We start from the raw sequence: 20,926 nt of genomic DNA, 5'->3' as shown, positions 1-20,926 counted from the left end.
GTGACCCAGCTCATTACTACCGAACTGGTCGAGCTCGACCAGAATCTGGGCAATACGCCCGAGGACGTGATCCGGCACCTGGCAGGCAGAGTTGCGGCCACCGGACGCGCCACCGAAGTCGAGGGGCTTTTTGCCGACGCCTTCGCCCGCGAGTCCAAGACCGCCACCGGCGTGCCCGGCGGCATCGCAATCCCGCACTGCCGTTCGACGGCGGTCTCCGAGGCCACGCTGGCCATGGCCCGGCTGTCCCGGCCCGTTGATTTCGGCGCCAAGGACGGCCCCGCCGACCTCGTCTTCTTCATCGCGGCCCCGGAAGGCGCGGACCAGGAGCACCTGAAGCTCCTCTCCAAGCTGGCCCGTTCGCTGATCAAGAAGGACTTCACCGGCGCCCTGCGCGCCGCCGGCACGCAGGCCGAGGTGGTGGAACTGGTCGAGGGCGCCCTGGCGGACAAGCCGGCCAGCCACGCCGCCGATGTCCCGGCCGACGCCGCACCCGCCGCCGGTGCAGCAGCCACCGCCGGGGCCTCCGGCACGGCCGCCGCCTCCGGCACTGCTCCGCGTGCCAAGCGCCTGGTCGCCGTCACGGCCTGCCCCACCGGCATCGCGCACACCTACATGGCCGCCGACTCGCTGGTGGCCGCGGCCCGGGAAGCCGGCGTGGACCTGCAGGTCGAAACCCAGGGGTCCTCCGGGGCCAAGGCACTCGACCCCGCCGTCATCGCCGCTGCCGACGCCGTGATCTTCGCCGTCGACGTCGACGTCCGCGGCAAGGAGCGCTTCGCCGGCAAGCCCGTCATCAACGCCCCGGTCAAGCGCGGCATCGACGAGCCCGACAAGATGGTCCAGGAGGCCCTCGCCGCCGCGGACAACCCGCACGCCCGCCGCGTCCCGCACTTCGGCGCGGAGGAACAGGCCGAGCATGAGGCCGAGGAAAAGGGCGAGCACATCGGCCAGAAGCTGAAGAAAGCCCTGCTCACCGGCGTCAGCTACATGATCCCGTTCGTCGCAGGCGGCGGTCTGCTGATCGCCCTCGGCTTCCTGATGGGCGGCTACCTGATCACGAAGTACGCGGACACGATCGTTGTCCAGAACAGCCTCTTCAACCTCCCCACCGAGTTCCCGGACAACGCGTGGGGACCGCTCGGCGCCTACCTCGGCGCCGTGCTGTTCAAGATCGGCGCACTGTCCCTGGGCTTCCTGGTGCCGGCACTGGCCGGCTACATCGCCTACGCGATCGCTGACCGTCCCGGCATTGCTCCCGGCTTCGTCGCCGGTGCGGTCGCAGGGTTCATGGGCGCCGGCTTCCTCGGCGGCATCGTCGGCGGCCTGCTCGCCGGTTACATCGCCCTCGTGATCGGCCGCCTGCAGGTCCCCCGCTGGCTGCGTGGCCTGATGCCTGTCGTCATCATCCCGCTGCTCGCCTCGCTCGTGGCCTCGGGCCTGATGTTCCTGATCCTTGGCGGCCCGATCGTCGCCATCACCAAGGGCCTGAACGCCTGGCTGTCCGGCCTCACCGGCGCCGGCGCGATCGCCCTCGGCGTGATCCTGGGCCTCATGATGTGCTTCGACCTCGGCGGACCCGTCAACAAGGTCGCCTACTCCTTCGCCGTCGCCGGCCTGGGCGCGGCGTCCCTGGACAACCAGGCACCGTGGCAGATCATGGCGGCCGTTATGGCCTCCGGCATGGTGCCGCCGCTGGCCATGGCCCTCGCCTCCACCGTCCTGAACAAGAAGCTCTTCAGCCTCGCCGAACAGGAAAACGGCAAGGCGGCCTGGCTGCTCGGGGCATCGTTCATCTCCGAAGGCGCCATCCCGTTCGCCGCGGCCGACCCGCTGCGCGTTATCCCGGCCAGCATGGTGGGCGGCGCCGTCACCGGGGCCATCTCGATGGCCGCGGGGGTCGGATCCAAGGCCCCGCACGGCGGCATCTTCGTCTTCTTCGCGATCGATAACTTCCTGATGTTCGTCGTCTCGATCGCGGTGGGCACTGTGATCACCGCCCTGTCCGTGATCGCCCTCAAGCGCTGGGCAGTCAAGAAGACCGTTGATACGGTTGAACCGGTTCCAGTAACCGTCTGAGCCGGTCCGCGACAGACCTTCCCAAGCTGATAATCCCAAGCTGAACCCAAGGAGCAACAATGACCGAACGTAACGCCACCATTGCCAGCCGCGTGGGGCTGCACGCCCGCCCGGCCGCCATCTTTGCCGAGGCTGCAGGCGAGTTCGATCTCGACATCACCATCGCCCGGCTCGGCGAGCCGGAAGATGAGGCCATGGACGCCGCCAGCATCCTGTCCCTGATGAGCCTGGGCGCATCGCACGGCGAAGTTGTGGTGTTGCGTGCCGAGGGCGACGGCGCGGACGCCGCCCTGGACCGCCTCGTCCAGATTCTCGAGACGGACCACGACGCCGAATAGCAGCACCGTCCGGCGCCAGCGCCCGGACACCTAACGGTGCACGAAGGCCCGGCCACCCCCGACGAGGGATGGCCGGGCTTTTGCGTTGCTTGTCAGTACCCGGTGGCCCGGCTAGTTTGGAAACGCGCGGCGGCACCGTCCGCCGGCCGTCCAGATGGTCCCCGGCCGAAGGAGATGACAGCAATGCCCACGAAGAAGGGTGAGCCCCAGGGTTCTGAAAGCCCGAGCATCAAGGACCCGGAAGTCTACGAAGCCCTGCTGACGGACGGCGCATCGAAGCAGAAGGCGGCCCGCATTTCCAATGCCGCCGCTAAACGTGGCCGTTCATCGGTCGGCCGCAAGGGCGGGAAGTCAGGCGACTACGAGGACTGGACGGTCCCGCAGCTGCGGGACAAGGCCAAGGAGATCGGGCTCAAAGGCTACTCGGCCAAGAACAAGAGCGACCTCATCTCCGCCCTGCGGAACTCCTGAGCCGATGACGGCGCGGCCGCGGGCGGACCCGGGTTCAAGCCCCCTTGCGCGCCTCCCCCTTGGCGGTGCTGCTCTTGGCTGCGGCGCCCGCCTTGGCCGTGCTGGTCTTGGTGGCGCTGCTCCTGGCCGTGCCGCTCTTGGCGGCGGCGGTCTTGGTGGCCGGCTTGGCTCCCGCTTCCTTCGGGGCAGCCTTCGCCGTGGCCTTCACGGCGGCCCGCGGGGCAGCCTTGGCCCGGGTCGCTTTAGCCGGCGCAGCCTTCGCCCCGCCGTCGTCCGCAGCGCCAGCAGCGCCGCCGTCGGCGTCGTCGGCAGTCCGGGTGCCGGCGCCCGCCGCACCCCGCTTCCGCTCGATGCTGCGCTTCAGCGCGTCCATCAGGTCGATCACCTCGCCGGATCCGGCCTCCGCGGCCGGTGCGCCGAAGGTCTCCTCGGTGTCCAGCGATTCGCCCTGGTCGATCTTGGCGTCGATCAGCTGCCGCAGCTGCAGCTGGTAGTCGTCGGTGAACTGCTCGGGCTCGAAGTCGGCGGCCATCGAGTCCACCAGCGCTGCGGACATCTCCCGTTCCTGGGCCGAGATCCGCACGCTGGTTTCCAGCGCCGGGAAGTTCGCCTCACGCACCTCGTCGGCCCAGAGCAGGCCCTGCAGCACCAGGACATCGCCGCGGATCCGCAGCGCGCCCAGCCGGGTCTTCTCCCGGAGCGCGAACTGCACGATCGCCACCCGGTCGGTGTCCTCCAGCGCCCGGCGCAGCAGCACGTAGGCCTTGGGCGACTTCGCGTCCGGCTCGAGGTAGTAGCTCTTTTCGAAGGTCATGGGGTCCAGCTGCTCGGCCGGCACGAACTGCACCACCTCGATCTCGTGGCTGTTCTCCGCGGGGATCGATTTGAGCTCCTCGCGGCTGAGGATCACGGTCCGGCCTTCGTCCTCGTAGGCCTTGTCGATGTCCTCGTAGTCAATGATCTTGCTGCAGACCTCGCAGCGCCGCTGGTAACGGATCCGCCCGCCGTCGGCGTTGTGAACCTGATGGAGGCTGATGTCATGGTCCTCGGTGGCGCTGTAGACCTTCACCGGCACGTTGACCAGGCCGAACGCGATGGCGCCTTTCCAGATGGCTCTCATGGCTCAAGTGAACACCAGAGCCGCCCGGAGGTGAAGTCTTTTGGCTGAGGGCAAGCAGCGCGTACGGGTCGAAGGCAGGGAACTGGTCCTCACCAACCTGGACAAGGTGATGTATCCGGAGACCGGAACCACCAAGGCCGATGTGCTCGCGTACTACGCCGCCGTGGCGCCGGTGCTGATTCCGGCCGCGGCAAACCGGCCGGCCACCCGGAAGCGCTGGGTCCACGGCGTGGGAACCGCGGCGGCGCCGGGCGAGATGTTCTTCCAGAAGAATCTGGATCACTCCGCGCCGGGGTGGGTGCCGCGCGCCTCCATCACGCACAAGGAGCGGACCATCCAGTACCCGCTGGTCAACGACGCCGCCACGCTCACCTGGCTGGCCCAGATCGCGGCGCTGGAAATCCATGTTCCGCAATGGCGGGTGGATTCGCACGGCAACGCCATGCCGCCGGACCGGTTGGTGCTGGACCTGGACCCCGGCGACGGCGCCGGCCTGGCCGAATGCGTGGAAGTGGCCGTCCTGGCCCGGAGCATCCTGCAGGACGTCGGCCTGGATCCGGTCCCTGTCACCAGCGGCAGCAAGGGCATCCACCTCTACGCCGCGCTGGACGGGGCCCAGAGTTCGGATCAGGTCTCGGACTTCGCCCACGAGCTCGCCCGCGCCCTGGAAGCGGACCACCCGGACCTCGCCGTGAGCGACATGAAGAAGACCCTGCGCACCGGAAAGGTGCTGGTCGACTGGAGCCAGAACAACGCGGCGAAAACCACCATCGTGCCGTACTCGCTGCGCGGCAGGCTCCGGCCCACGGTCGCCGCGCCCCGGACCTGGCGGGAGCTCCGCTCACCGTCCCTGCACCACCTCGACTACCAGGAGGTGATGAAGCGGCTCAAGGCCGGCAAGGACCCCTTCGCAGCCATCTCGGGCGCCCCGCACGGCCCTTCCCCGACCTCCCCGACGGCGGCCGGCGGCTACCAGGGCATCCCCGCCGGCACCCCCGGCGACGCCAGCGGCGGTGACACCGACCCCCGCCTGGAAACGTACCGCGCCAAGCGGAACGCATCCGCCACCCCGGAACCGTTCACGGCAGAGCAGCACCGCGGCAATGGCGACGGCGACGGCAACGGCGGGACGTTGCGGGAGAGCTTCGTTATCCAAGAACACCACGCCAGCCGCCTGCACTTCGACTTCCGGCTGGAGCGCGACGGCGTACTGGTCTCCTGGGCGCTGCCCAAGGGGGTCCCCACCACCAAAGCCAAGAACCACCTGGCCGTCCAGACCGAGGACCACCCGATGGACTACGCCGCCTTCGAGGGGACCATCCCGAAGGGCCAATACGGCGCGGGCACGGTCAGCATCTGGGACAGCGGGTACTACGAGTGCGAGAAATGGATCGCCGGCAAAGAGGTCATCGCCACCCTCACCGGCCGGGAGGACGGCCCGCTGGGCGGCACCCGGCGTTTCGCCCTGATCCACACCGGCCAGGCCAACGACCAATGGCTCATCCATCTCATGGACGCCCCCGGGCACGACCAGCACCCGGCCCCGGCCCGCCCGCAGTCAACGACGGCCCATGCCCAGCCGGCGAGCGCCGCACCGGACCCCGCCGGGCTGGCACCGATGCTGGCCAGCGCCGGAACCCGCGCCGACCTGCCCGGCAAGGACTGGCAGTTTGAACTGAAGTGGGACGGCATCCGGGCGCTGGTCCTGGGCGACTCGGAGCGGATCCGGCTGATCAGCCGCAACGGCAACGACATGACCGCCAGCTACCCGGAACTCACGGACCGTTCCTGCTGGCCGCCGCAGGACTTCGCCGCCGACGGCGAGATCATCGCCGTCGGGCCCGCCGGCAGACCGGACTTCGGACTGCTTCAAGGCCGGATGAAGCTGACCAAGGCCGCCGACGTCGCCAAAGCCCGGGCCGCAACACCGGTGCGCCTGATGCTGTTCGACCTGCTGACCGACGGCGGCAAGGACCTCCGCCGCCTCCCCCTCCGGGACCGGCGGACACACCTCGAGGCTTTCCATACCGGCGTCGGCGGTTCCGGGGACGGCGGAGTCCGGGCCTTCCCGGTGGAGCTGTCCGCGGTGATCGACGCCGACGTCGGGCACCTGCTGGAAAGCGCCGAGGAACTCGGCCTGGAAGGCGTGATGGCCAAGCGCGTCGATGGCCGCTACGTCGGGCAGCGGAGCCGGTCCTGGTTGAAACTGAAGTTTGAAAAGACCCAGGAGGTGGTGGTGGGCGGCTGGCGGCCAGGCAACGGCGGCCGCAGCAATTCGGTCGGGTCGCTGCTGCTGGGCGTGCCCGAGGGCAAGTCGCTGCGCTACGTGGGCCGGGTGGGCAGCGGCTTCAGCACCCGTGAACTCAAGGAACTGCGGCAGCAACTGGACGCGATCCCGCGTAAGACCTCACCCTTCGCCGAGGTTCCCGCGGAAGACGCCGCGGACGCCCGCTGGGTGTCGGCCCGGCTGGTCGGAGAGGTCACCTTCGGCGACTGGACCGGCGGTGGGAAGCTTCGGCACCCGGTCTGGCGCGGCTGGCGCCTCGACAAGGCGCCGGAGGACGTGGTTGTTGAGGAAGCCGCCGCCGAACACGACTGAGGGCCCGCCGTAACGGGCCCTCGCGTCCTAGTTGTGGTGCGGGCTCTGCCTAGTTGTGGTGCGGGATCTGCGGCCGGCTTTGCCGGTGCATGGCCGCGTCGGCCACCTGCTGGCCCTGCTGCCCGCGGGAAACGTCCCGGTCCTTCGGATGGCGGTGCTCGCCGCTGCCGTCCGGCCATTCGTGGCCGTCAGCCGCCGACGGCGGCTCCGGGCGCCTGGACTCGGGCCCGGGTGCCTCGTCCATGGATTCCGCAAGATGACTGGCTACGTCCGGCTCGATCTCTTTCGAGTGATGATCCGCCATGGGCCTTCCTTTCTGCGATGAAATGAAGCGTCCCCCAATCGTAGGTCTGCGCCCGTGAGATGTCTCTAGGCTAGGGGCATGGAATACAGGACCCGCCAGGCCACCCCCGATGACGCCGACGCCCTGGTCCGGATGCACACCGCCGTGCACGAGGAGTGCTACGGGCACCAGCTGCCGGCCCGCTTCTTCGAAGACCGCCGGGCCACCATCGACCTCCGGGTGGAACGCCGCCGCCCCTACCTGGCCAGCGCAGAGCCGCGCATCATCGCCCTGGATGAGAACGACGAGATTGTTGGGTTCGCCGACGCCGGCCCCGGCCGGGACGAAGACCGGCCCGGGCAACTGGAGCTGTACTCCTTCTACACTTTCCGCCGGACCTACGGCTCCGGGCTCGGCTCTGCCCTGCTGGCAGCCGCCATCGGCACCTCCCCTGCGTACCTGTGGGTGCTCGAGGACAACCCCCGGGCGCGGGCGTTTTACGCCAAGCACGGGTTCCGGCCCGACGGCGAACGGAAACTGTTGCCGGCCGAGTGGTCGGCTCTGCCCGAGATGCGCCTGGCCCGGCCTGCCCTGGAGAACTGAAGCGGCGCCCGCACGGCCCCAAAACCGGGCTGGTAGGGGACCGCGGAGGGGCACAAACGGGCCCAAACCGGACCACAAACTGGCCGCGCCGGAAAAAATTTGCGGGGAAACTAAGCGAACTGCCTACTTCCCAAGAACCACGCGGATAAATCGGCCATTGGCGTGCCCCGAATAGCACCCTCCGGAGCCCCGAAAACGGAGGATCATACGGCACCAAAATCGGAAACTCCAGAGGAATCCCGTAAAATTGAGAGCCTGCCCGGAGCGGGGCAGCTACAAGTCGCAAGCAAATGATCTCCCTAGGAGCTTTCCAAATGCCCACAGACCGAAGCAGGACCGACTCTTCCGCAGGCGTTGTTAACGCCGGCGGGACTAACCAAGGCGCACCACAGGGCGTCAAGAAACCGAAGCTGCGCCGACGTCGGCTCCGCGAGTCCGACGTCAACGTCGTCGACCGCCCGATGCTCAAAAAGGCACTCGGCGGCACCATCGTCGGTAACACCATGGAGTGGTACGACGTCGGTGTGTTCGGTTACCTGATCACCACCATGGGCCCGGTATTCCTGCCGGAGGCGGACAAGTCCGTCCAGACCCTCTTCCTTCTCGGCACCTTCGCCGCCACCTTCATTGCCCGCCCCCTCGGCGGCGTTGTGTTCGGCTGGCTCGGCGACAAGATCGGCCGGCAGAAGGTCCTCGCCGCGACCCTGATGATCATGGCCGCCAGCACCTTCGCCGTCGGTCTCCTGCCCGGCTACGCCCAGATCGGTATCTGGGCCGCCGTCCTGCTGGTTCTCTTCAAGCTCATCCAGGGCTTCTCCACCGGCGGCGAGTACGCCGGTGCCACCACGTTCGTGAGCGAATACGCCCCGGACAAGCGCCGCGGATTCTTCGCCAGCTTCCTGGACATGGGCAGCTACCTCGGCTTCGCCCTCGGCGCCGCCCTGGTGTCGGTCCTGCAGCTGACCCTCGGCCAGGACACCATGGAGCAGTGGGGCTGGAGGATTCCGTTCCTCCTCGCCGGCCCGCTCGGCCTGATCGCCGTCTACTTCCGTAGCAAGATCGAGGAATCGCCGCAGTTCCAAGCCACCCTGGACGCCCAGGAAAGCCTCGCCAAGGACGCCACCGCGTCCGACGCCGCAGCCTCCAAGGGCCCGGTCGGCATCGTCAAGGCCTACTGGCGCTCCATCATCGTCGCGATGATCCTGGTGGCCGCAGCCAACACTGCCGGTTACGCCCTGACCTCCTACATGCCGACCTACCTCACCGAGTCCAAGGGCTACGACGAGGTCCACGGCACCCTGCTGACCATCCCCGTGCTGGTCATCATGAGCCTGTGCATTCCGCTGACCGGTAAGCTCTCGGACCGGATCGGCCGCCGCCCCGTGCTGTGGATCGGCGCCATCAGCACCATCGTGCTGGCCACCCCCGCCTTCCTGCTGATCGGCATCGGCGAAATCTGGTCCACCCTGGCCGGCCTCGCCCTGATCGCCTTCCCGGTGACGTTCTACGTCGCAAACCTGGCCTCGGCCCTGCCGGCCCAGTTCCCGACCGCCAGCCGTTACGGCGCGATGGGTATTGCGTACAACTTCTCCGTGGCGATCTTCGGCGGCACCACCCCGTTCATCGTCGCCGCGCTGATCAACGCGACCGGCAACGACATGATGCCGGCCTACTACCTGATGGCCACCTCGGCGATCGGCACTGTGGCGATCTACTTCCTGAAGGAATCGGCCCAGATGCCGCTGCCGGGCTCGATGCCCAGCGTGGACACGCAGGCGGAGGCCCGCGAACTGGTCAAGACCCAGGACGAGAACCCGCTGATCGACCTGGAGCACATGGACATGCCGCTCAGCACGCCTGAGGGACACAACGGCGACGCCGGAAGGGTCCCGGCGCCGGCCTAATTTCCGGCCTGCCGGTCCCGAACGTGTAGTCCGAGCCCCGCCCACAAAGGTCCGTCCGTACGCTTTCCCCTGGGAAGCGCGCGGGCGGGCCTTTTGGCGTTGGGAGCCCCGCTGGCCTACTTCGCCCGCCGCGGGGGGCCGGCGACCAGCCGGGCCGGCAGGAGGCGGGTCGCCGCGACGAGCACCTTGTAGCGTTTGCTCGGAATGGAGACGGCTTTGCCCTTGTCGTTATCGGCGAGGCCCTCGCGGACCACCTGTTCTGCCTGCAGCCACATCCAGGACGGGGCCACGGTCTTGTCCATACCCATCCGGTCGTGGAATTCGGTGTGCGTGAAGCCGGGGCAGACGGCCGTGACTTTGACCCCGTGCCCGGCGTAGGCCAGATTGGCCCAGCGGCTGAAGCTCAGCAGCCACGCCTTGGCGGCCGAGTATGTTTCGCGCGGCAGGAACGCGGCCACGCTGGCGACGTTGATGACGCGGCCCGACTGACGCTGCAGCATCCCCTGCAAGGCGGCGTGGGTCAGCTCCAGGGCTGTCTCGACGTGCAGCCGGAGGTGCCGCTTCTCCTCGCTCACGTCGTTATCGGCAAAGGAACGCAGCAGGCCCATGCCGGCGTTGTTGACGAGGATTTCGACCGGACGTGCCGGATCGCTCAACCGGGCGACGACAGCGGCCACGCCGCCGTCGTCCACCAGGTCGGCGGCGAGCGCCTCCGCCCGGATCCCGTAGCGGTTCTCCAGCTCGGCGGCGCTGGCCTGCAGCCGGGCGGCGTCGCGGGCCACAAGGACCACGTTGTGTCCCTGCTCGGCGAGCTGGCGGGCAAACTCGGCCCCCAACCCCGCCGTCGCGCCGGTGATCAGGGCGGTGGTTGCCGTGGCGGACGGGCTCGGAGCTGGTGTGTTCATGGCCACAGCCTAGCCCCGCGCCTCCGGGGTGTCAGGCCAGTGCCGGTCCCGCCGCGAGTTCGCCTTCAGCTGGGCCTTCGGGTGCGGCCTCGACGACGGCTTCGAAGGCCGCTACGGGCTCGGCGGACCCGACGGAGCCGTCCGGGTCGACGGAGCCGTCCGCATCGGCCGTCCGGTAGCGCTGCTGCAGCTCTTCGGAGGCAAGTTCATACCAGGTATGCGCGCCGAAGCTGGGGCTCGGGGTGTCCAGGTGCTGGTAGAGGGCGTCGGCGAGCTGCCCGAGGGCCGTATCGGACAGCGCCGCCACAGTGGCAGCCGGGTCCAGCGTCCCCTCGAAGTAGTCGGAGAGCTCCAGGCCGTCGATGAGGCCGGAGGCCGCGGCCGGAAGGGCATCCGCGGGCCCCTGCTCGACGCCATCAAGGCCGTCCACCTCGGTCGGGAGCTGGCCGTGCACGGTCCCGCCGATGTCGCTGTCCAGGCCCGCCAGGACCTCGCCGCCGGAGCCCACATGCAGCAGGCAGATCGGCAGGTCGGCCGGCTCGTTGAGGCTCAGGCGGAAAGATTCGGCGCCGCTCGGCGCAATCCCGACGGCCGCGGCCACGGGGTCACCGCCGGGCACGGGATCCTGGGCGGCGGCGAGCTGCCGGAGGTACAGCAGGATTTCGGGGTCAAGGTGGGAGGCGCCATGCAGATCGATGCAGACGTCCGCTCCGGCGGCCAGGCGGCTGGCACGGCGAACAATGTGCAGCAGGGCGGGGTAGCTTGCCTGGGTCAGGCATCCGGTGACTTCGAGGGTCACTTGTCCGGGATCAACATCCACACGGACAAGCACACGCAGTTTGTGGTTCACGGGGTTCTCCAATGATACGTCCATGAGCCAGCTGCATAACTCAACCCCCACACTACGAGGTTGTCGCTCCGGTCACAAGCTATGCCCCGGCGGGCGCCTGCTCGGGCCAGTCAATGCACTGCTCGTAGGCATCGTGGTGGCGCAGGTACCGGTAGATGTAGGGGCAGTGCGGGATGATCCGCTTCCCGGACGCAACAACGTCGTCCAGGGCGAAGTGTGCCAACACCCTCGCCAGGCCCTGGCCCGCAAATTTCTCGGCCGTCTCGGTGTGGATGAAGTCCACGTGTCCCGGCCTGTCGATGTAGCGCACCTGGACCGCGAGCTCCCCGCCCACATGCAGCTCATAGCGGTGCAGGGCATCATTTCGGGTGGTGGTGACGTCCGGACTGAACGTGTCTTGCGTTTCTGCCGAGTTCTCCGTCATGGTTCGAGATTGGCACTTAAAGGCGGGTGTGGCAATGGCCGTCCGGCGTCGGAAGCGCCCGCTCCGTGCGCTGTCCGGTCCGGGATGCGGCCCAGCAGCAGGGCTGCCAGGGCGAAGCATGCCGCGCCGCCGCCAAGGAGCCCCAGCGTGAGGCCGTTCAGTGCCGCGTCGGCCACCGGAATGAAGACGACGACGGCGGCAGTCACCACGGCCGCCGCCGGCCGGGCCCGGGCGTGGTCCGACGTCGGAAGTTCCTCGAGCCGCCCGAACAGCACCACCACCGGCAGCAGCAAACTGATAACGGCGGCCAGCGCCAGCGGCCGGGTCCACCACCAGGCCGCCGTTCCGCCGGCCGGCTGCCGAAGGTCCGTGAGCAGGAACAGGCCTGACATACCGGCGAGCAACGGCAGGTGCCACAGGTAGACGGTCATGGAGCGCCGTCCCGCCCGGGCAAGGACCATCCGGACCGCGTCCAACGTCCCGACCCGGGTGATCAGCGGCCGCGCCAGTTGCAGGCAGGCGGCCTGTGAGACGCCGAGAAGGAACAGCGTCAGGTTGGGCGGGTTGAGGTTCACCAGCATGTTTCCGGGGTAGAGCCGCAGTAAGACCAGGACGGCGAGGACCAGGTTGCTTCCCACCGCAAGGGCGACCAACCGCGACGTCGCCAGCCCCTGGAGCGAGCCGTCGGCGACCACAAAGCCCAGTTGCTGCACGGCGCACCAGAGGAACACCATGTTGGCGTAGGCCAGCCCGGGCAGGGCTGCGCGGAGGCAGTCCACGGCCACCACCAGGGAAACGAGGGCGGCCAGGGTCAGCCACGGCGCCCGGGCGTGGAGTGCCGAGAGCCAGGGCAGGTTCAGTTGCGCGGCGAGGTAGGCGGCCAGAAACCACAGCGGCATACCCGCGCCGGCGGCGAGCAGCTGGATCACTTGCGGGTCCACGCCGCTGAGCCGCGCCGCCCAGAGGGCCGTAAACATGGCCGCCAGCAGCACAGCGGCCGGGCGGATCAGCCTGAGCAGGCGGCCCTGGACGAACTCGAGGGCGCTGCCCCCGCGGGCGCGTAGCCGCCGCCAGGAATACAGGCCCGTGACGCCGCCGGCCACGAAGAACAGCGGCATCACCTGCAGCACCCAGACGACCGGCTCGAACCAGGGCTGCTCCCCGAGGGTGTTGGCCGAGGTCACGGTGCCGTCGGGATGCAGCACAGGGCTGACCATCAAGGTGTGCCCCGCGACCACCAGGGCGAGGCAGAAGAACCGGACCAGGTCCAGGACCGGGTCCCGCTCCCGGCTGGCCGTGGCCGGGGCGCCTGCGGGCTGCTGCATGGCCCTCCTTGCCGGTGGGGCGCGGTTGCCGCCGGGTCAACCGGCCGCTCTCCCTCCATTTTCTGCCTCGTCGGGGGGAACACAAGGGGCCGGGATCAGCAGATCCCGTACGGGCTCAGGCGAGCGAGAGGAAGAGCTTTTCCAGTTCGGCGCGGTCCAGGCTGGGGTCTTCCTGTTGCATGCACTGCTGCAGGCCGGTCGCGATAATCGAGAAACCGGCCTTGTCCAGGGCGCTGGAGACGGCGGCCAGCTGGGTCACGACGCTCTTGCAGTCGCGGCCCTCTTCGATCATGCGCGTGACCGCCGCGAGCTGTCCCTGAGCGCGGCGCAACCGGTTGATAACCGGCTTCATGTCGGCGGGATCGAGTTCCATGGGTGCCTCCGGACGTTGAGTGGATTCATTCCATGATATACCCCCCTTGGTATCCGCCATACCCGGGTGGGTATCGAATGGCGTCCTCCAAGGCCCCGCTTGGGCGCGGGATCACCGCTTTTCGGGCCCTAAGTACCTAGTAGTAACAAGCCGGCGGGTGTCATGCTGGGGACGTGAACGCGGCCAGCTTCGGGAATCCGGTGATGGCTCGAAAAGGCGCCTCCGGCGCCCACCCGGGCCCCTGGAAACGCTACGTCGCCCTGGGAGACTCGTTCACCGCCGGCCTCGGCGATCCCGAGCCGCAGAGCCCGGGCGGGATGCGTGGCTGGGCGGATCGGATCGCCGAAGAATTCAGCACCGTGCGGCGCGACTTCTCCTACGCCAACCTGGCGGTCAACGGCCTTGTCCTGCAGCAGATCATCGACCAGCAACTGGCACCGGCGATCGCCCTGAAACCGGACCTCGTCACCCTCTCAGCGGGCGGCAACGACCTCGTCTTCCACCGGCGGGATCCCGATCGGCTCGCCGTGAGCCTGGACGCTGCGGTGGCGGCGCTGGCGTCCACCGGCGCTACCGTGGTCCTGTTCACCGGGCCGGACTGGGGGGACACTCCGGTCTTCGGCCACATCCGGGGCAAAGTGGCCGTCTTCAACGAGAACATCCGGACCATCGCCGCCCGCCACCACGGCGTGATCGCCGATCTCTGGTCCCTCCGGCAGTTGAGCGACCCGCAGATGTGGGATCCGGACCGCCTGCACTTCTCCCCCCTCGGCCACCACACCATCGCCGGAATGGTCCTTGACTCGCTGCAGGTGCCCCACAGCCTCAAGCCCCTGCAGCCCAAACCGCTGCCCGCCGGCACCTGGCGCGAGACGCGGGCCGGGGACCTCGCCTGGGCCACGCACTATCTCTTGCCCTGGATGATCCGGCGGGTCCGGCCCCGTGACGGCGAGACTCCGCCGGCCGCCAAACGCCCCGAGCCGGGGCCGGTTTTTGGTTCCCCCGCCAGCACCGCACGCCCCTAGTCCGGCCGCGCCGCGTCAGCTAGTCTGCAGGAACGGCCCGGCCACGGGGCGGAGACCCAGACCAATGACGATCACGAGGAGCCACGTTGCCTAACCACACCTACAGCATTTCTGAAATTGTCGGGACCTCAACCGAGGGCGTCGATGACGCGGTGCGCAACGGCATCGCCGAGGCCGCTAAGACACTCCGCAACCTGGACTGGTTCGAGGTCAAGGAAATCCGCGGGCACCTGGACAACGGGCAGGTGGCCGACTGGCAGGTCACCATCAAGCTCGGGTTCCGCCTGGAGCGCTAAGGTCCGGGAGGGCCGGGATGCAGTACACCCCGCTGGGCCGGTCCGGCCTGAAGGTTTCGCGCCTCTGTTTGGGCACCATGAATTTCGGTCCGCAGACCGCGGAGCAGGACGCACACGCGATCCTGGACGCCGCGCAGGATGCCGGAATCAACTTCGTCGACACCGCCAACGTCTACGGCGGGTCCAAGCGCCGCGGCTGGACCGAGGAGATCCTGGGCCGCTGGTTCGCCCGGGGCGGCGGCCGGCGGGAGCGGACCGTACTGGCCACCAAGGTTTTCGGCACCATGGCGGACCGGCCCAACGAATCCCGGCTCTCGGCCCTGCACATCCGCCACGCCCTCGACGCCAGCCTTCGCCGGCTCCAGACGGACCACATCGACCTCTACCAGTTCCACCACGTGGACCGGACCACGCCCTGGGAGGAGATCTGGCAGGCAGTCGACGTCGCAGTGCAGCAGGGCAAGATTGTGTACTCCGGCAGCAGCAACTTCGCCGGCTGGCACCTGACGCAGGCCCAGGAAGCCGCTGCGCGGCGGCACTCCAACGGGCTGGTCAGCGAGCAGTCCATCTACAACCTGCTCACCCGCAACGCCGAGCTCGAGGTGATACCCGCCGCGCAGCATTACGGCCTTGGGCTCCTGCCATGGTCCCCGCTGCACGGCGGCCTGCTGGGCGGGGTCCTCAAGAAGGAACAAGAAGGCGTCCGCCGGACCGAGGGCCGCGCCGTTGAGGCCCTCGGGAAACACCGGAACCAGATCCGCCGCTACGAGGACTTCGCGGACGGGCTCGGCTGCGGGCCCGGCGAGCTGGCCCTGGCGTGGCTGCTGCACCAGCCGGCGGTCACGGCCCCGGTGATCGGCCCGCGCACCCGGGAGCAGCTGGACGCCGCCCTCGGTTCGCTGGCGCTGGAACTCGACGCCGGCGCCCTGGAGCGGCTCGATGCCATTTTCCCTGGGCACCGGACCGCCCCGGAGGACTACGCCTGGTGAGCTGCGCCGGCAGACCAACGCAGCCCTCCGACGTCACCCTCCGGACCCTGCCGGGGGGTGTCAGCCGCGGAAACTTCCTGTGAATAGCGGGATTTTGCGGATTTTTCCCCGTTCCGAGTGGCGTTTTGATAGTAAGCATGATTAGTATTTACTCAGAAGGATGAAGCGCACCCGGCAACCCGGGTGTCTCCTCAATGAAAGAGAAGGGCCAATAAAATGGGTTTTTTCGCATTTCTAATTCTGGGTCTTATTGCCGGAGCAATCGCTAAGGCTATCCTGCCGGGTCGTCAGGGTGGTGGATGGCTCATCACGCTGGTCCTCGGTGTAGTAGGCGCTTTCTTGGGCGGCTGGCTCGGCGGCCTGATTTTCAATCGCCCGCTGGGCGGGTTCTTCGATCTTTACACGTGGATCCTCGCAATCGTCGGCGCGCTGATCGTGCTTGTTGTTTACGGCATGATCAGCAGGCGTTCGCACCGCTAAAGCGGTGAGACCGGAAAACCGGTCCCGGGATTAATTCCTGGGGCCGGTTTTTTGGTACTTGGCACGGTTTCAAGAGCAGCAAAAGCACCGATCTCAAGAGCATCAGGAGCAGGAGTACAGCATGAAAGCCAAACTTCTTTTCGGTACCGGCCTCGCGGCCGGGTTCGTCCTCGGATCCCGTTCGGGGCGGGCGGCCTACGAAAAACTCAAGGCCCGGGCCGCAGGCCTGTGGGAAAGCAAACCAGTCCAGGACAAGGTGGCCGCCGCCACGGAAGCAGTCAAGGAGAAGGCCCCCGAGGTTTCCGGCCAGCTCACCGAGGCCGCCCGCCGCGCCGGCACGGTGATCAGCTCCGCCGTCCACCGCGACGATTCGTCCGCAGACGACGGGAACGCCACACCGGCAACCGGCTCGGGCAGCGCGATCCCGGCTCACAGCACCCACCCGGGAACGCCTAACCTGGGCAGCTCCGGCGGCGTCCAAGCCGCCGGCGACCTCAAGGCCGACGACTCCGGGTCCGACACGCCCGCGGAGCCAGGCAAGCACTAAAGGTTTCGCCGAGAGCCCCGGCCCGGGCAGCACCGTCCGGGCCGGGGCTTTGGCATGCTATCCCGCGGATCCCGCCACCACCGTCGCGTCCCTCCGCCTGGAACTGTAGGCGCGGCCCGTGAGCCCACAGGCGGCAAATATTTCCAGCGTTAGCGGCGCCTGGCGGCGGCTGGTCTCGACCAGGACATGGCCGCCGGGGGCCAGCCATTCCGGCGCCCCTTCCGCGACCCGCCGCTGCAAGTCCAGGCCGTCGGGGCCGCCATCCAGGGAAGCCCGAGGTTCGTGCAGGCGCGCCTCGGGCGGCATGGCCCCGATCATCCCCGAGGGAACGTAAGGCGCATTCACCGCCAGGAGCTCCACCCGGCCGCGGAGGCGGCCCGGCAGGGCACCGTATAGGTCACCCTCGTGGACCTCACCGCCCAGCGGAAGGACATTCCGCCGCGCGCAGGCAACAGCGGCGGGGTCGACGTCGGCCGCGTGCAAGTCCAGGGGCCCCGCCATAGCCGCGAGCGCCGCCCCGACGGCGCCGGAGCCGCAGCAGAGATCCACCACCACCGGGGCCCCGCTCCCCCGGCGCCCACCCAGGATCCTGGCGGCCCGCCGGACCAGATACTCGGTCCGGCGGCGGGGTACAAAAACCTGCGGATCCACAGCGATACGGAGGCCACAGAACTCCGCCCAGCCCAGGACATGCTCCAGGGGCAGCCCGGCCACCCGCCGACTGACCAGCGCCTCAAGATCGCCGGGAGTCGCCGCGGCCGCCTCCAGCAGGGCCGCCTCGTCCTCGGCGAAGACGCAGCCGGCAGCGCGCAGCCGCAGAACCACCTGCGCCTGCGGGACCACGTCCGGCACCGACCTCACCACCCTTCGACGCGGCAGCCGCCGCCGTCTTCGTGGGCCCATCCTCATGGGCCCACCTCCGTGGGCCCATGCTATCCAAGGGGCTGCAGCAGCCGGGAGTCCTTCTCCCGCGGCGCGGCGACCCTGCCGGCCGGACCGGCGGCCGGACAGGCGGGAAAACAGCGGGGCCGGCACACGCAGTCTGCGTATGCCGGCCCCGCTGTTTCGGAGGGGTTTTGGGTCAGCCCGCAAGTTTCAGGGACGGTCCCGGGCGGGTAAGCCTGATGGCCAGCTTGAGCGCGGCCGCCGCGGCAGGCCGGCCGGCGGGGTCCATGGCAGTCATGGCAGTCAGCAGGGACTTCCAGCCGGAGCCCAGGCTGGCCGGGATCTCCGGAGCCCGCAGCGTGCGCGCCACCAGCGATTCCACGGGCGTCCCCGGGTAGGCCTTTACACCGGTGAGGCACTCGAGCAGCACCAGCCCCAGCGCGTAGATATCCGTGGCGGCGTGGACGGGTTTTCCGGCCGCCTGTTCCGGGCTCATGTAATGCACGGTTCCTGACGAGTCGCCGGGTTCCGGGGCCGCGCCTGCCGGGGTTGCGATCCCGAAGTCGGCGATTCGTACCGAACACCTCCGGAGCGCACTGAGCAGGATATTGGCGGGTTTGATGTCCCGGTGGACCATGCCCCTTGCGTGGACGTGCACCAGCCCGGACAACGCGGCGGCGGCCCAACCGGCCACCTCCGCCGGGTCCGAGGGGCCATTACGGAGCCGTTCGGCGAGGCTGCCGCCGTAGGCGAATTCCTCGACCAGGAACGGCCGGCCGGCCCATGGGTCGCCCGCCGGCACGGTGCCGGCGGCAACAAAGCCGACGACGGCGGGGTGGTCCAGGGACGCCAGGATGCGCGCTTCAGCGTGGATCCGGTTGGCATGCTTCTCCGCGGGCCCTTCGGCCACCTTGATGGCGACCGTGCGGTTACTGCTGAGGTCCGTGCCGCGGAAGACGGTGGCTGTCGCGCCGCGGCCCAGGAGTTCATGGACCAGGAATCGGCCGGCCGGAGCGCCTGGCATCGGCAGGACCTTGGCATCGAGCCCGGCTCCGGACGCGACGGGGACCGGGACGGGGTGGAGTTCAGCCGGGACGGGGACGGCGAGGATGCTCATGAAAGGGCTGCCAGCGCATTGGGCGTGTGGATGACGCCGTCGAGCTGGAAGCCGCAGGAGCAGCGCCAAACGGGCGGCAGCTGAGCGGTTCCGGCGTCGAACGAATACGCGGACGCGGCGACCAGCGCCGGCTCCGTCCATTCCATCGCCGTCCCGCAGTGGCTGGGCGCATTGTCCGCCGGATTGGCGGGCCCAACGGCGGCCGGTGCGAGCGGTTCTGCCGGGAAGTGCGGCGCGGAGAACGGGGCCGCACCGGCCTCCGGACCGCCGTCGATCGTCAACAACTCAGTCACGACTCCTCCACGCAAACGAATATCTGACACAAGTAGTAAGCATACATATAACTAGCTCAACTAACTAGTTAAGGTGGCTAGCTATTTTGTCAGCGTCCTGCGGCAGGGTCAGTGGCTGGCTGTGTGCTCGTCGAGGGCTTCCGTCATCCGCCGGAGGAAGCCCACCACAATGCGGCTTTCGTCCGGGGTGAGCTCCTCGGCCACAGCCAGCATCCTGCGGTGCATTTCGCCCAGTGTGGCCCGAACCTCGGAGTCCGTTGCCGAGGTGGGGACGATCACCAGGGAGCGGCGGTCGGTGGGGTGCGGTTCGCGGCGCACGTGGCCGCTGCTGACGAGCCGGTCGATCAGGGAGGTGGTGGACGCCGTCGTAATCCCCAGGGTGCGGCTGAGATCCTTGGGGCCGACCCGCTCCCCGGCCGACTGGGCGCGCAACAGGTAGCGCAGGGCCAGCAGGTCGGTCTCGCCCATACCCATGGAGTCGCGGGTGGAGCGCCGGGTCGCAACCTCGGCGGCCCGGTAGCCGCGCAGCGCCTGGAGGACGGCGGTGGGCGGGTCGAGCCGCTCATCCGGCCCATACCAGTACCCTGAGGCTGCAACGCTGTCCGAAGTCATCCTATAATCCTAGCCGAACTTATAACTAGACAGACGTACTTCATCGCGGCCACCTTCCGGCCCGGGACGCAAAAAACCCCCGGCTTCCTGTCGCCAGGATGCCGGGGGTTTTTCCACTCTTCGCTAAAAGAGTGGGCCCTGTGGGGATCGAACCCACGACCCACGGATTAAAAGTCCGATGCTCTACCAGCTGAGCTAAAGGCCCCAGCCGGCAACCCCGACGGCGGGAATTCCTGCCGTCGGCGGGCACGCCGGCCCAGTCCATTTCTGGACGTTAACACTGTACCCCAGAGATCCGTTCGCTTTGTCACCCTGCGCCGCGCGCCGTCGTCGTCCGCTCCCGGCCCTTTGCCCCGGGGGTAGGGGCATGCTCGATTCCCGGAATGCACAGGAGTAGCGTGGTGGCCATGAGCGAGCAAGCAGGAGCCAGCAGCCCGGGACCGCACCGCCACCACAAGCCCAAGCCCTTCGCGCCGATCGATTTCGAGCCGTTCGCCGGCGGCGCCGATCCGGCCCGGGTTTCAGAGGCGGCCCACCTCGCAGCCCAGGCCCTCGTCCGCCGCGGGCGGGACAGCGACGATCCCAAGGTGACGCGGCGGCTGGTCAAACTGGCCGACGAACAAGGCCTCGATTCCATCGCCGAGATGTGGGCGGAAAGTCCTGCACGGTCCCTTCCGGGCGCCCTGTGGCGGCTCTACGCCCTGCGCGCCGCCACCATCCGGGATCCCGAGCGGATCTCCGTTTACTTCAAGGCCGGCAAGGACACCGCCCAGGTGTCCCATGTGGTGGCCGGTGCCGCAGAACCTCCGGGGGCCGATGAAATGAAGTCGATGGCGGACGCCATCCTCTCCGGCGCCTTCGACGGCGAATTCGACGTGGCCCTGGAACGCTCCGCCGCTTTCTGCCGGGTGGTGGCACTGGGCCAGGCCACGCTCGCGGACGGCGCCGAGCACAGCAACGCGAACCACGCGAGCAAGCTCACACGCAATTCGCACCTGCTGGTCAAGACCGCCGAGGACCTTGAGCACGCCGCCAACGCCTGGCGCCTGGGCGAGCTGGACTAGTCCCCGGCCGCACCGGCGCGGCGCCGTTTTCCGCGGCTTCGCACTGCTTTGTGCCCGCTTCTACGCCCGCCCAGGATCGGCTGTCAAGACGCACGACGGAGCCCGGCTGTCAATGTTGACTTGGTCCCGCTGACGTAGAAAACTAAAGGCGGTGCCGAGCCGCGAAACCCCCGGGCTTCAACATTTAGCCGCCTAGAGCGGCCTACCGCCGAGAGGCGTATCCGGTTCGGCACCATTTTCATGCCCTCCCCCGGGGCAAGCGGTTCCCGTAGTGCGATTTGCTGGCAGTAAAGTATTTCCCATGCGCGGGTCACGTTCCACGGCCGGCAGTCCATACCCGTGTA

At 68.6% G+C, this 20,926-nt stretch carries 23 protein-coding genes and 1 tRNA gene; 12 read left to right on the top strand and 12 right to left on the bottom strand.

Annotation, left to right across the window (positions count from 1 at the left end):
- From AC1DHY_RS09180 to AC1DHY_RS09170, 3 genes are all read left to right on the top strand, one after another.
- The gene (locus tag AC1DHY_RS09180) at positions 1-2,079 is read left to right on the top strand and encodes a PTS fructose transporter subunit IIABC (RefSeq protein ID WP_476878177.1); all 2,079 of its coding nucleotides are present in this window, start codon (positions 1-3) and stop codon (positions 2,077-2,079) included.
- Positions 2,080-2,138: 59 nt separating this feature from the next.
- The gene (locus tag AC1DHY_RS09175) at positions 2,139-2,417 is read left to right on the top strand and encodes an HPr family phosphocarrier protein (protein WP_441402245.1); all 279 of its coding nucleotides are present in this window, start codon (positions 2,139-2,141) and stop codon (positions 2,415-2,417) included.
- 183 nt (positions 2,418-2,600) lie between these two features.
- The gene (locus AC1DHY_RS09170; protein ID WP_476878178.1) at positions 2,601-2,888 is read left to right on the top strand and encodes a DUF7218 family protein; all 288 of its coding nucleotides are present in this window, start codon (positions 2,601-2,603) and stop codon (positions 2,886-2,888) included.
- A 34-nt stretch (positions 2,889-2,922) separates the two neighbouring features.
- Here AC1DHY_RS09170 and ku read toward each other — a convergent pair whose 3' ends face one another.
- Complete coding sequence (ku, locus tag AC1DHY_RS09165; RefSeq protein WP_476903510.1) at positions 2,923-4,008, bottom strand: non-homologous end joining protein Ku; 1,086 nt, start codon at positions 4,006-4,008, stop codon at positions 2,923-2,925.
- A gap of 109 nt (positions 4,009-4,117) precedes the next feature.
- Between ku and AC1DHY_RS09160 the strand changes: the two genes are divergently transcribed.
- Positions 4,118-6,607 (top strand): ATP-dependent DNA ligase, encoded by a 2,490-nt coding sequence (locus AC1DHY_RS09160; protein ID WP_476903568.1) that lies wholly within the window; start codon positions 4,118-4,120, stop codon positions 6,605-6,607.
- Between the two features lie 49 nt (positions 6,608-6,656).
- On the opposite strand, the gene AC1DHY_RS09155 is transcribed toward AC1DHY_RS09160, so the two are convergent.
- Positions 6,657-6,911, bottom strand: coding sequence for a hypothetical protein (locus tag AC1DHY_RS09155; protein WP_476880048.1), 255 nt, complete (start codon positions 6,909-6,911; stop codon positions 6,657-6,659).
- Between the two features lie 78 nt (positions 6,912-6,989).
- Between AC1DHY_RS09155 and AC1DHY_RS09150 the strand changes: the two genes are divergently transcribed.
- Both AC1DHY_RS09150 and AC1DHY_RS09145 read left to right on the top strand, forming a co-directional pair.
- The gene (locus tag AC1DHY_RS09150) at positions 6,990-7,493 is read left to right on the top strand and encodes an N-acetyltransferase family protein (protein WP_476880047.1); all 504 of its coding nucleotides are present in this window, start codon (positions 6,990-6,992) and stop codon (positions 7,491-7,493) included.
- A gap of 314 nt (positions 7,494-7,807) precedes the next feature.
- The gene (locus AC1DHY_RS09145) at positions 7,808-9,397 is read left to right on the top strand and encodes an MFS transporter (protein ID WP_476903509.1); all 1,590 of its coding nucleotides are present in this window, start codon (positions 7,808-7,810) and stop codon (positions 9,395-9,397) included.
- Between the two features lie 116 nt (positions 9,398-9,513).
- Here AC1DHY_RS09145 and AC1DHY_RS09140 read toward each other — a convergent pair whose 3' ends face one another.
- From AC1DHY_RS09140 to AC1DHY_RS09120, 5 genes are all read right to left on the bottom strand, one after another.
- Positions 9,514-10,302 carry an SDR family NAD(P)-dependent oxidoreductase gene (locus tag AC1DHY_RS09140; RefSeq protein WP_476880045.1) on the bottom strand — a complete coding sequence of 263 codons (789 nt, stop codon included), beginning with the start codon at positions 10,300-10,302 and terminating at the stop codon, positions 9,514-9,516.
- A gap of 31 nt (positions 10,303-10,333) precedes the next feature.
- A complete protein-coding gene (locus tag AC1DHY_RS09135; protein WP_476903508.1) occupies positions 10,334-11,176 on the bottom strand; it encodes a hypothetical protein in 843 nt (280 codons plus the stop codon).
- A gap of 55 nt (positions 11,177-11,231) precedes the next feature.
- Complete coding sequence (locus tag AC1DHY_RS09130) at positions 11,232-11,576, bottom strand: GNAT family N-acetyltransferase (protein ID WP_476880043.1); 345 nt, start codon at positions 11,574-11,576, stop codon at positions 11,232-11,234.
- Positions 11,573-12,901, bottom strand: coding sequence for an acyltransferase family protein (locus AC1DHY_RS09125; RefSeq protein WP_476903507.1), 1,329 nt, complete (start codon positions 12,899-12,901; stop codon positions 11,573-11,575). The genes AC1DHY_RS09130 and AC1DHY_RS09125 overlap by 4 nt, the downstream gene beginning before the upstream one ends.
- A gap of 115 nt (positions 12,902-13,016) precedes the next feature.
- The gene (locus AC1DHY_RS09120; protein WP_069950339.1) at positions 13,017-13,274 is read right to left on the bottom strand and encodes a metal-sensitive transcriptional regulator; all 258 of its coding nucleotides are present in this window, start codon (positions 13,272-13,274) and stop codon (positions 13,017-13,019) included.
- Positions 13,275-13,477: 203 nt separating this feature from the next.
- Between AC1DHY_RS09120 and AC1DHY_RS09115 the strand changes: the two genes are divergently transcribed.
- From AC1DHY_RS09115 to AC1DHY_RS09095, 5 genes are all read left to right on the top strand, one after another.
- Entirely contained in the window at positions 13,478-14,299 is an 822-nt protein-coding gene (locus AC1DHY_RS09115) for an SGNH/GDSL hydrolase family protein (protein ID WP_476877871.1), read from the top strand.
- Between the two features lie 86 nt (positions 14,300-14,385).
- Positions 14,386-14,595 carry a dodecin gene (locus AC1DHY_RS09110; RefSeq protein WP_476877838.1) on the top strand — a complete coding sequence of 70 codons (210 nt, stop codon included), beginning with the start codon at positions 14,386-14,388 and terminating at the stop codon, positions 14,593-14,595.
- Positions 14,596-14,612: 17 nt separating this feature from the next.
- Positions 14,613-15,584, top strand: a complete 972-nt coding sequence (locus tag AC1DHY_RS09105) for an aldo/keto reductase (RefSeq protein WP_476877839.1) — start codon at positions 14,613-14,615, stop codon at positions 15,582-15,584.
- 216 nt (positions 15,585-15,800) lie between these two features.
- The gene (locus tag AC1DHY_RS09100; RefSeq protein ID WP_476877840.1) at positions 15,801-16,064 is read left to right on the top strand and encodes a GlsB/YeaQ/YmgE family stress response membrane protein; all 264 of its coding nucleotides are present in this window, start codon (positions 15,801-15,803) and stop codon (positions 16,062-16,064) included.
- 121 nt (positions 16,065-16,185) lie between these two features.
- On the top strand, positions 16,186-16,611 hold the full coding sequence (locus tag AC1DHY_RS09095; protein WP_476877841.1) for a YtxH domain-containing protein: 426 nt from the start codon (positions 16,186-16,188) through the stop codon (positions 16,609-16,611).
- Positions 16,612-16,668: 57 nt separating this feature from the next.
- Here AC1DHY_RS09095 and AC1DHY_RS09090 read toward each other — a convergent pair whose 3' ends face one another.
- The 5 genes from AC1DHY_RS09090 to AC1DHY_RS09070 form a co-directional block, all read right to left on the bottom strand.
- Positions 16,669-17,472: a putative protein N(5)-glutamine methyltransferase gene (locus AC1DHY_RS09090; protein ID WP_476877872.1), complete on the bottom strand. Its 804-nt coding sequence runs from the start codon at positions 17,470-17,472 to the stop codon at positions 16,669-16,671.
- Between the two features lie 220 nt (positions 17,473-17,692).
- The gene (locus AC1DHY_RS09085; RefSeq protein WP_476877842.1) at positions 17,693-18,613 is read right to left on the bottom strand and encodes a serine/threonine-protein kinase; all 921 of its coding nucleotides are present in this window, start codon (positions 18,611-18,613) and stop codon (positions 17,693-17,695) included.
- On the bottom strand, positions 18,610-18,906 hold the full coding sequence (locus AC1DHY_RS09080; RefSeq protein ID WP_476877843.1) for a hypothetical protein: 297 nt from the start codon (positions 18,904-18,906) through the stop codon (positions 18,610-18,612). The genes AC1DHY_RS09085 and AC1DHY_RS09080 overlap by 4 nt, the downstream gene beginning before the upstream one ends.
- 108 nt (positions 18,907-19,014) lie before the next feature.
- Positions 19,015-19,518 carry a MarR family winged helix-turn-helix transcriptional regulator gene (locus AC1DHY_RS09075; protein ID WP_476877844.1) on the bottom strand — a complete coding sequence of 168 codons (504 nt, stop codon included), beginning with the start codon at positions 19,516-19,518 and terminating at the stop codon, positions 19,015-19,017.
- A 132-nt stretch (positions 19,519-19,650) separates the two neighbouring features.
- Positions 19,651-19,723, bottom strand: a tRNA-Lys gene (locus AC1DHY_RS09070).
- Positions 19,724-19,925: 202 nt separating this feature from the next.
- Here AC1DHY_RS09070 and AC1DHY_RS09065 point away from each other — a divergent pair.
- On the top strand, positions 19,926-20,582 hold the full coding sequence (locus AC1DHY_RS09065) for a hypothetical protein (RefSeq protein ID WP_476877845.1): 657 nt from the start codon (positions 19,926-19,928) through the stop codon (positions 20,580-20,582).
- The last annotated feature ends 344 nt before the right edge of the window (positions 20,583-20,926 follow it).

This window comes from Arthrobacter sp. 05L44 (assembly GCF_056397605.1).
The sequence above is the reverse complement of the archived record's forward strand: the minus strand, read 5'-3'. Positions and strand labels throughout refer to the sequence as shown.

What these genes read in the sequence shown, in the direction of transcription:
- AC1DHY_RS09175 (WP_441402245.1), top strand. Translation starts at nt 2,139, where the DNA reads ATGACCGAACGTAACGCCACCATTGCCAGCCGCGTGGGGCTGCACGCC.
- AC1DHY_RS09170 (WP_476878178.1), top strand. Translation starts at nt 2,601, where the DNA reads ATGCCCACGAAGAAGGGTGAGCCCCAGGGTTCTGAAAGCCCGAGCATC.
- ku (WP_476903510.1), bottom strand. Translation starts at nt 4,008, where the DNA reads ATGAGAGCCATCTGGAAAGGCGCCATCGCGTTCGGCCTGGTCAACGTG.
- AC1DHY_RS09160 (WP_476903568.1), top strand. Translation starts at nt 4,118, where the DNA reads ATGTATCCGGAGACCGGAACCACCAAGGCCGATGTGCTCGCGTACTAC.
- AC1DHY_RS09155 (WP_476880048.1), bottom strand. Translation starts at nt 6,911, where the DNA reads ATGGCGGATCATCACTCGAAAGAGATCGAGCCGGACGTAGCCAGTCAT.
- AC1DHY_RS09150 (WP_476880047.1), top strand. Translation starts at nt 6,990, where the DNA reads ATGGAATACAGGACCCGCCAGGCCACCCCCGATGACGCCGACGCCCTG.
- AC1DHY_RS09145 (WP_476903509.1), top strand. Translation starts at nt 7,808, where the DNA reads ATGCCCACAGACCGAAGCAGGACCGACTCTTCCGCAGGCGTTGTTAAC.
- AC1DHY_RS09140 (WP_476880045.1), bottom strand. Translation starts at nt 10,302, where the DNA reads ATGAACACACCAGCTCCGAGCCCGTCCGCCACGGCAACCACCGCCCTG.
- AC1DHY_RS09135 (WP_476903508.1), bottom strand. Translation starts at nt 11,176, where the DNA reads ATGGACGTATCATTGGAGAACCCCGTGAACCACAAACTGCGTGTGCTT.
- AC1DHY_RS09130 (WP_476880043.1), bottom strand. Translation starts at nt 11,576, where the DNA reads ATGACGGAGAACTCGGCAGAAACGCAAGACACGTTCAGTCCGGACGTC.
- AC1DHY_RS09125 (WP_476903507.1), bottom strand. Translation starts at nt 12,901, where the DNA reads ATGCAGCAGCCCGCAGGCGCCCCGGCCACGGCCAGCCGGGAGCGGGAC.
- AC1DHY_RS09120 (WP_069950339.1), bottom strand. Translation starts at nt 13,274, where the DNA reads ATGGAACTCGATCCCGCCGACATGAAGCCGGTTATCAACCGGTTGCGC.
- AC1DHY_RS09115 (WP_476877871.1), top strand. Translation starts at nt 13,478, where the DNA reads ATGGCTCGAAAAGGCGCCTCCGGCGCCCACCCGGGCCCCTGGAAACGC.
- AC1DHY_RS09105 (WP_476877839.1), top strand. Translation starts at nt 14,613, where the DNA reads ATGCAGTACACCCCGCTGGGCCGGTCCGGCCTGAAGGTTTCGCGCCTC.
- AC1DHY_RS09100 (WP_476877840.1), top strand. Translation starts at nt 15,801, where the DNA reads ATGGGTTTTTTCGCATTTCTAATTCTGGGTCTTATTGCCGGAGCAATC.
- AC1DHY_RS09095 (WP_476877841.1), top strand. Translation starts at nt 16,186, where the DNA reads ATGAAAGCCAAACTTCTTTTCGGTACCGGCCTCGCGGCCGGGTTCGTC.
- AC1DHY_RS09085 (WP_476877842.1), bottom strand. Translation starts at nt 18,613, where the DNA reads ATGAGCATCCTCGCCGTCCCCGTCCCGGCTGAACTCCACCCCGTCCCG.
- AC1DHY_RS09075 (WP_476877844.1), bottom strand. Translation starts at nt 19,518, where the DNA reads ATGACTTCGGACAGCGTTGCAGCCTCAGGGTACTGGTATGGGCCGGAT.
- AC1DHY_RS09065 (WP_476877845.1), top strand. Translation starts at nt 19,926, where the DNA reads ATGAGCGAGCAAGCAGGAGCCAGCAGCCCGGGACCGCACCGCCACCAC.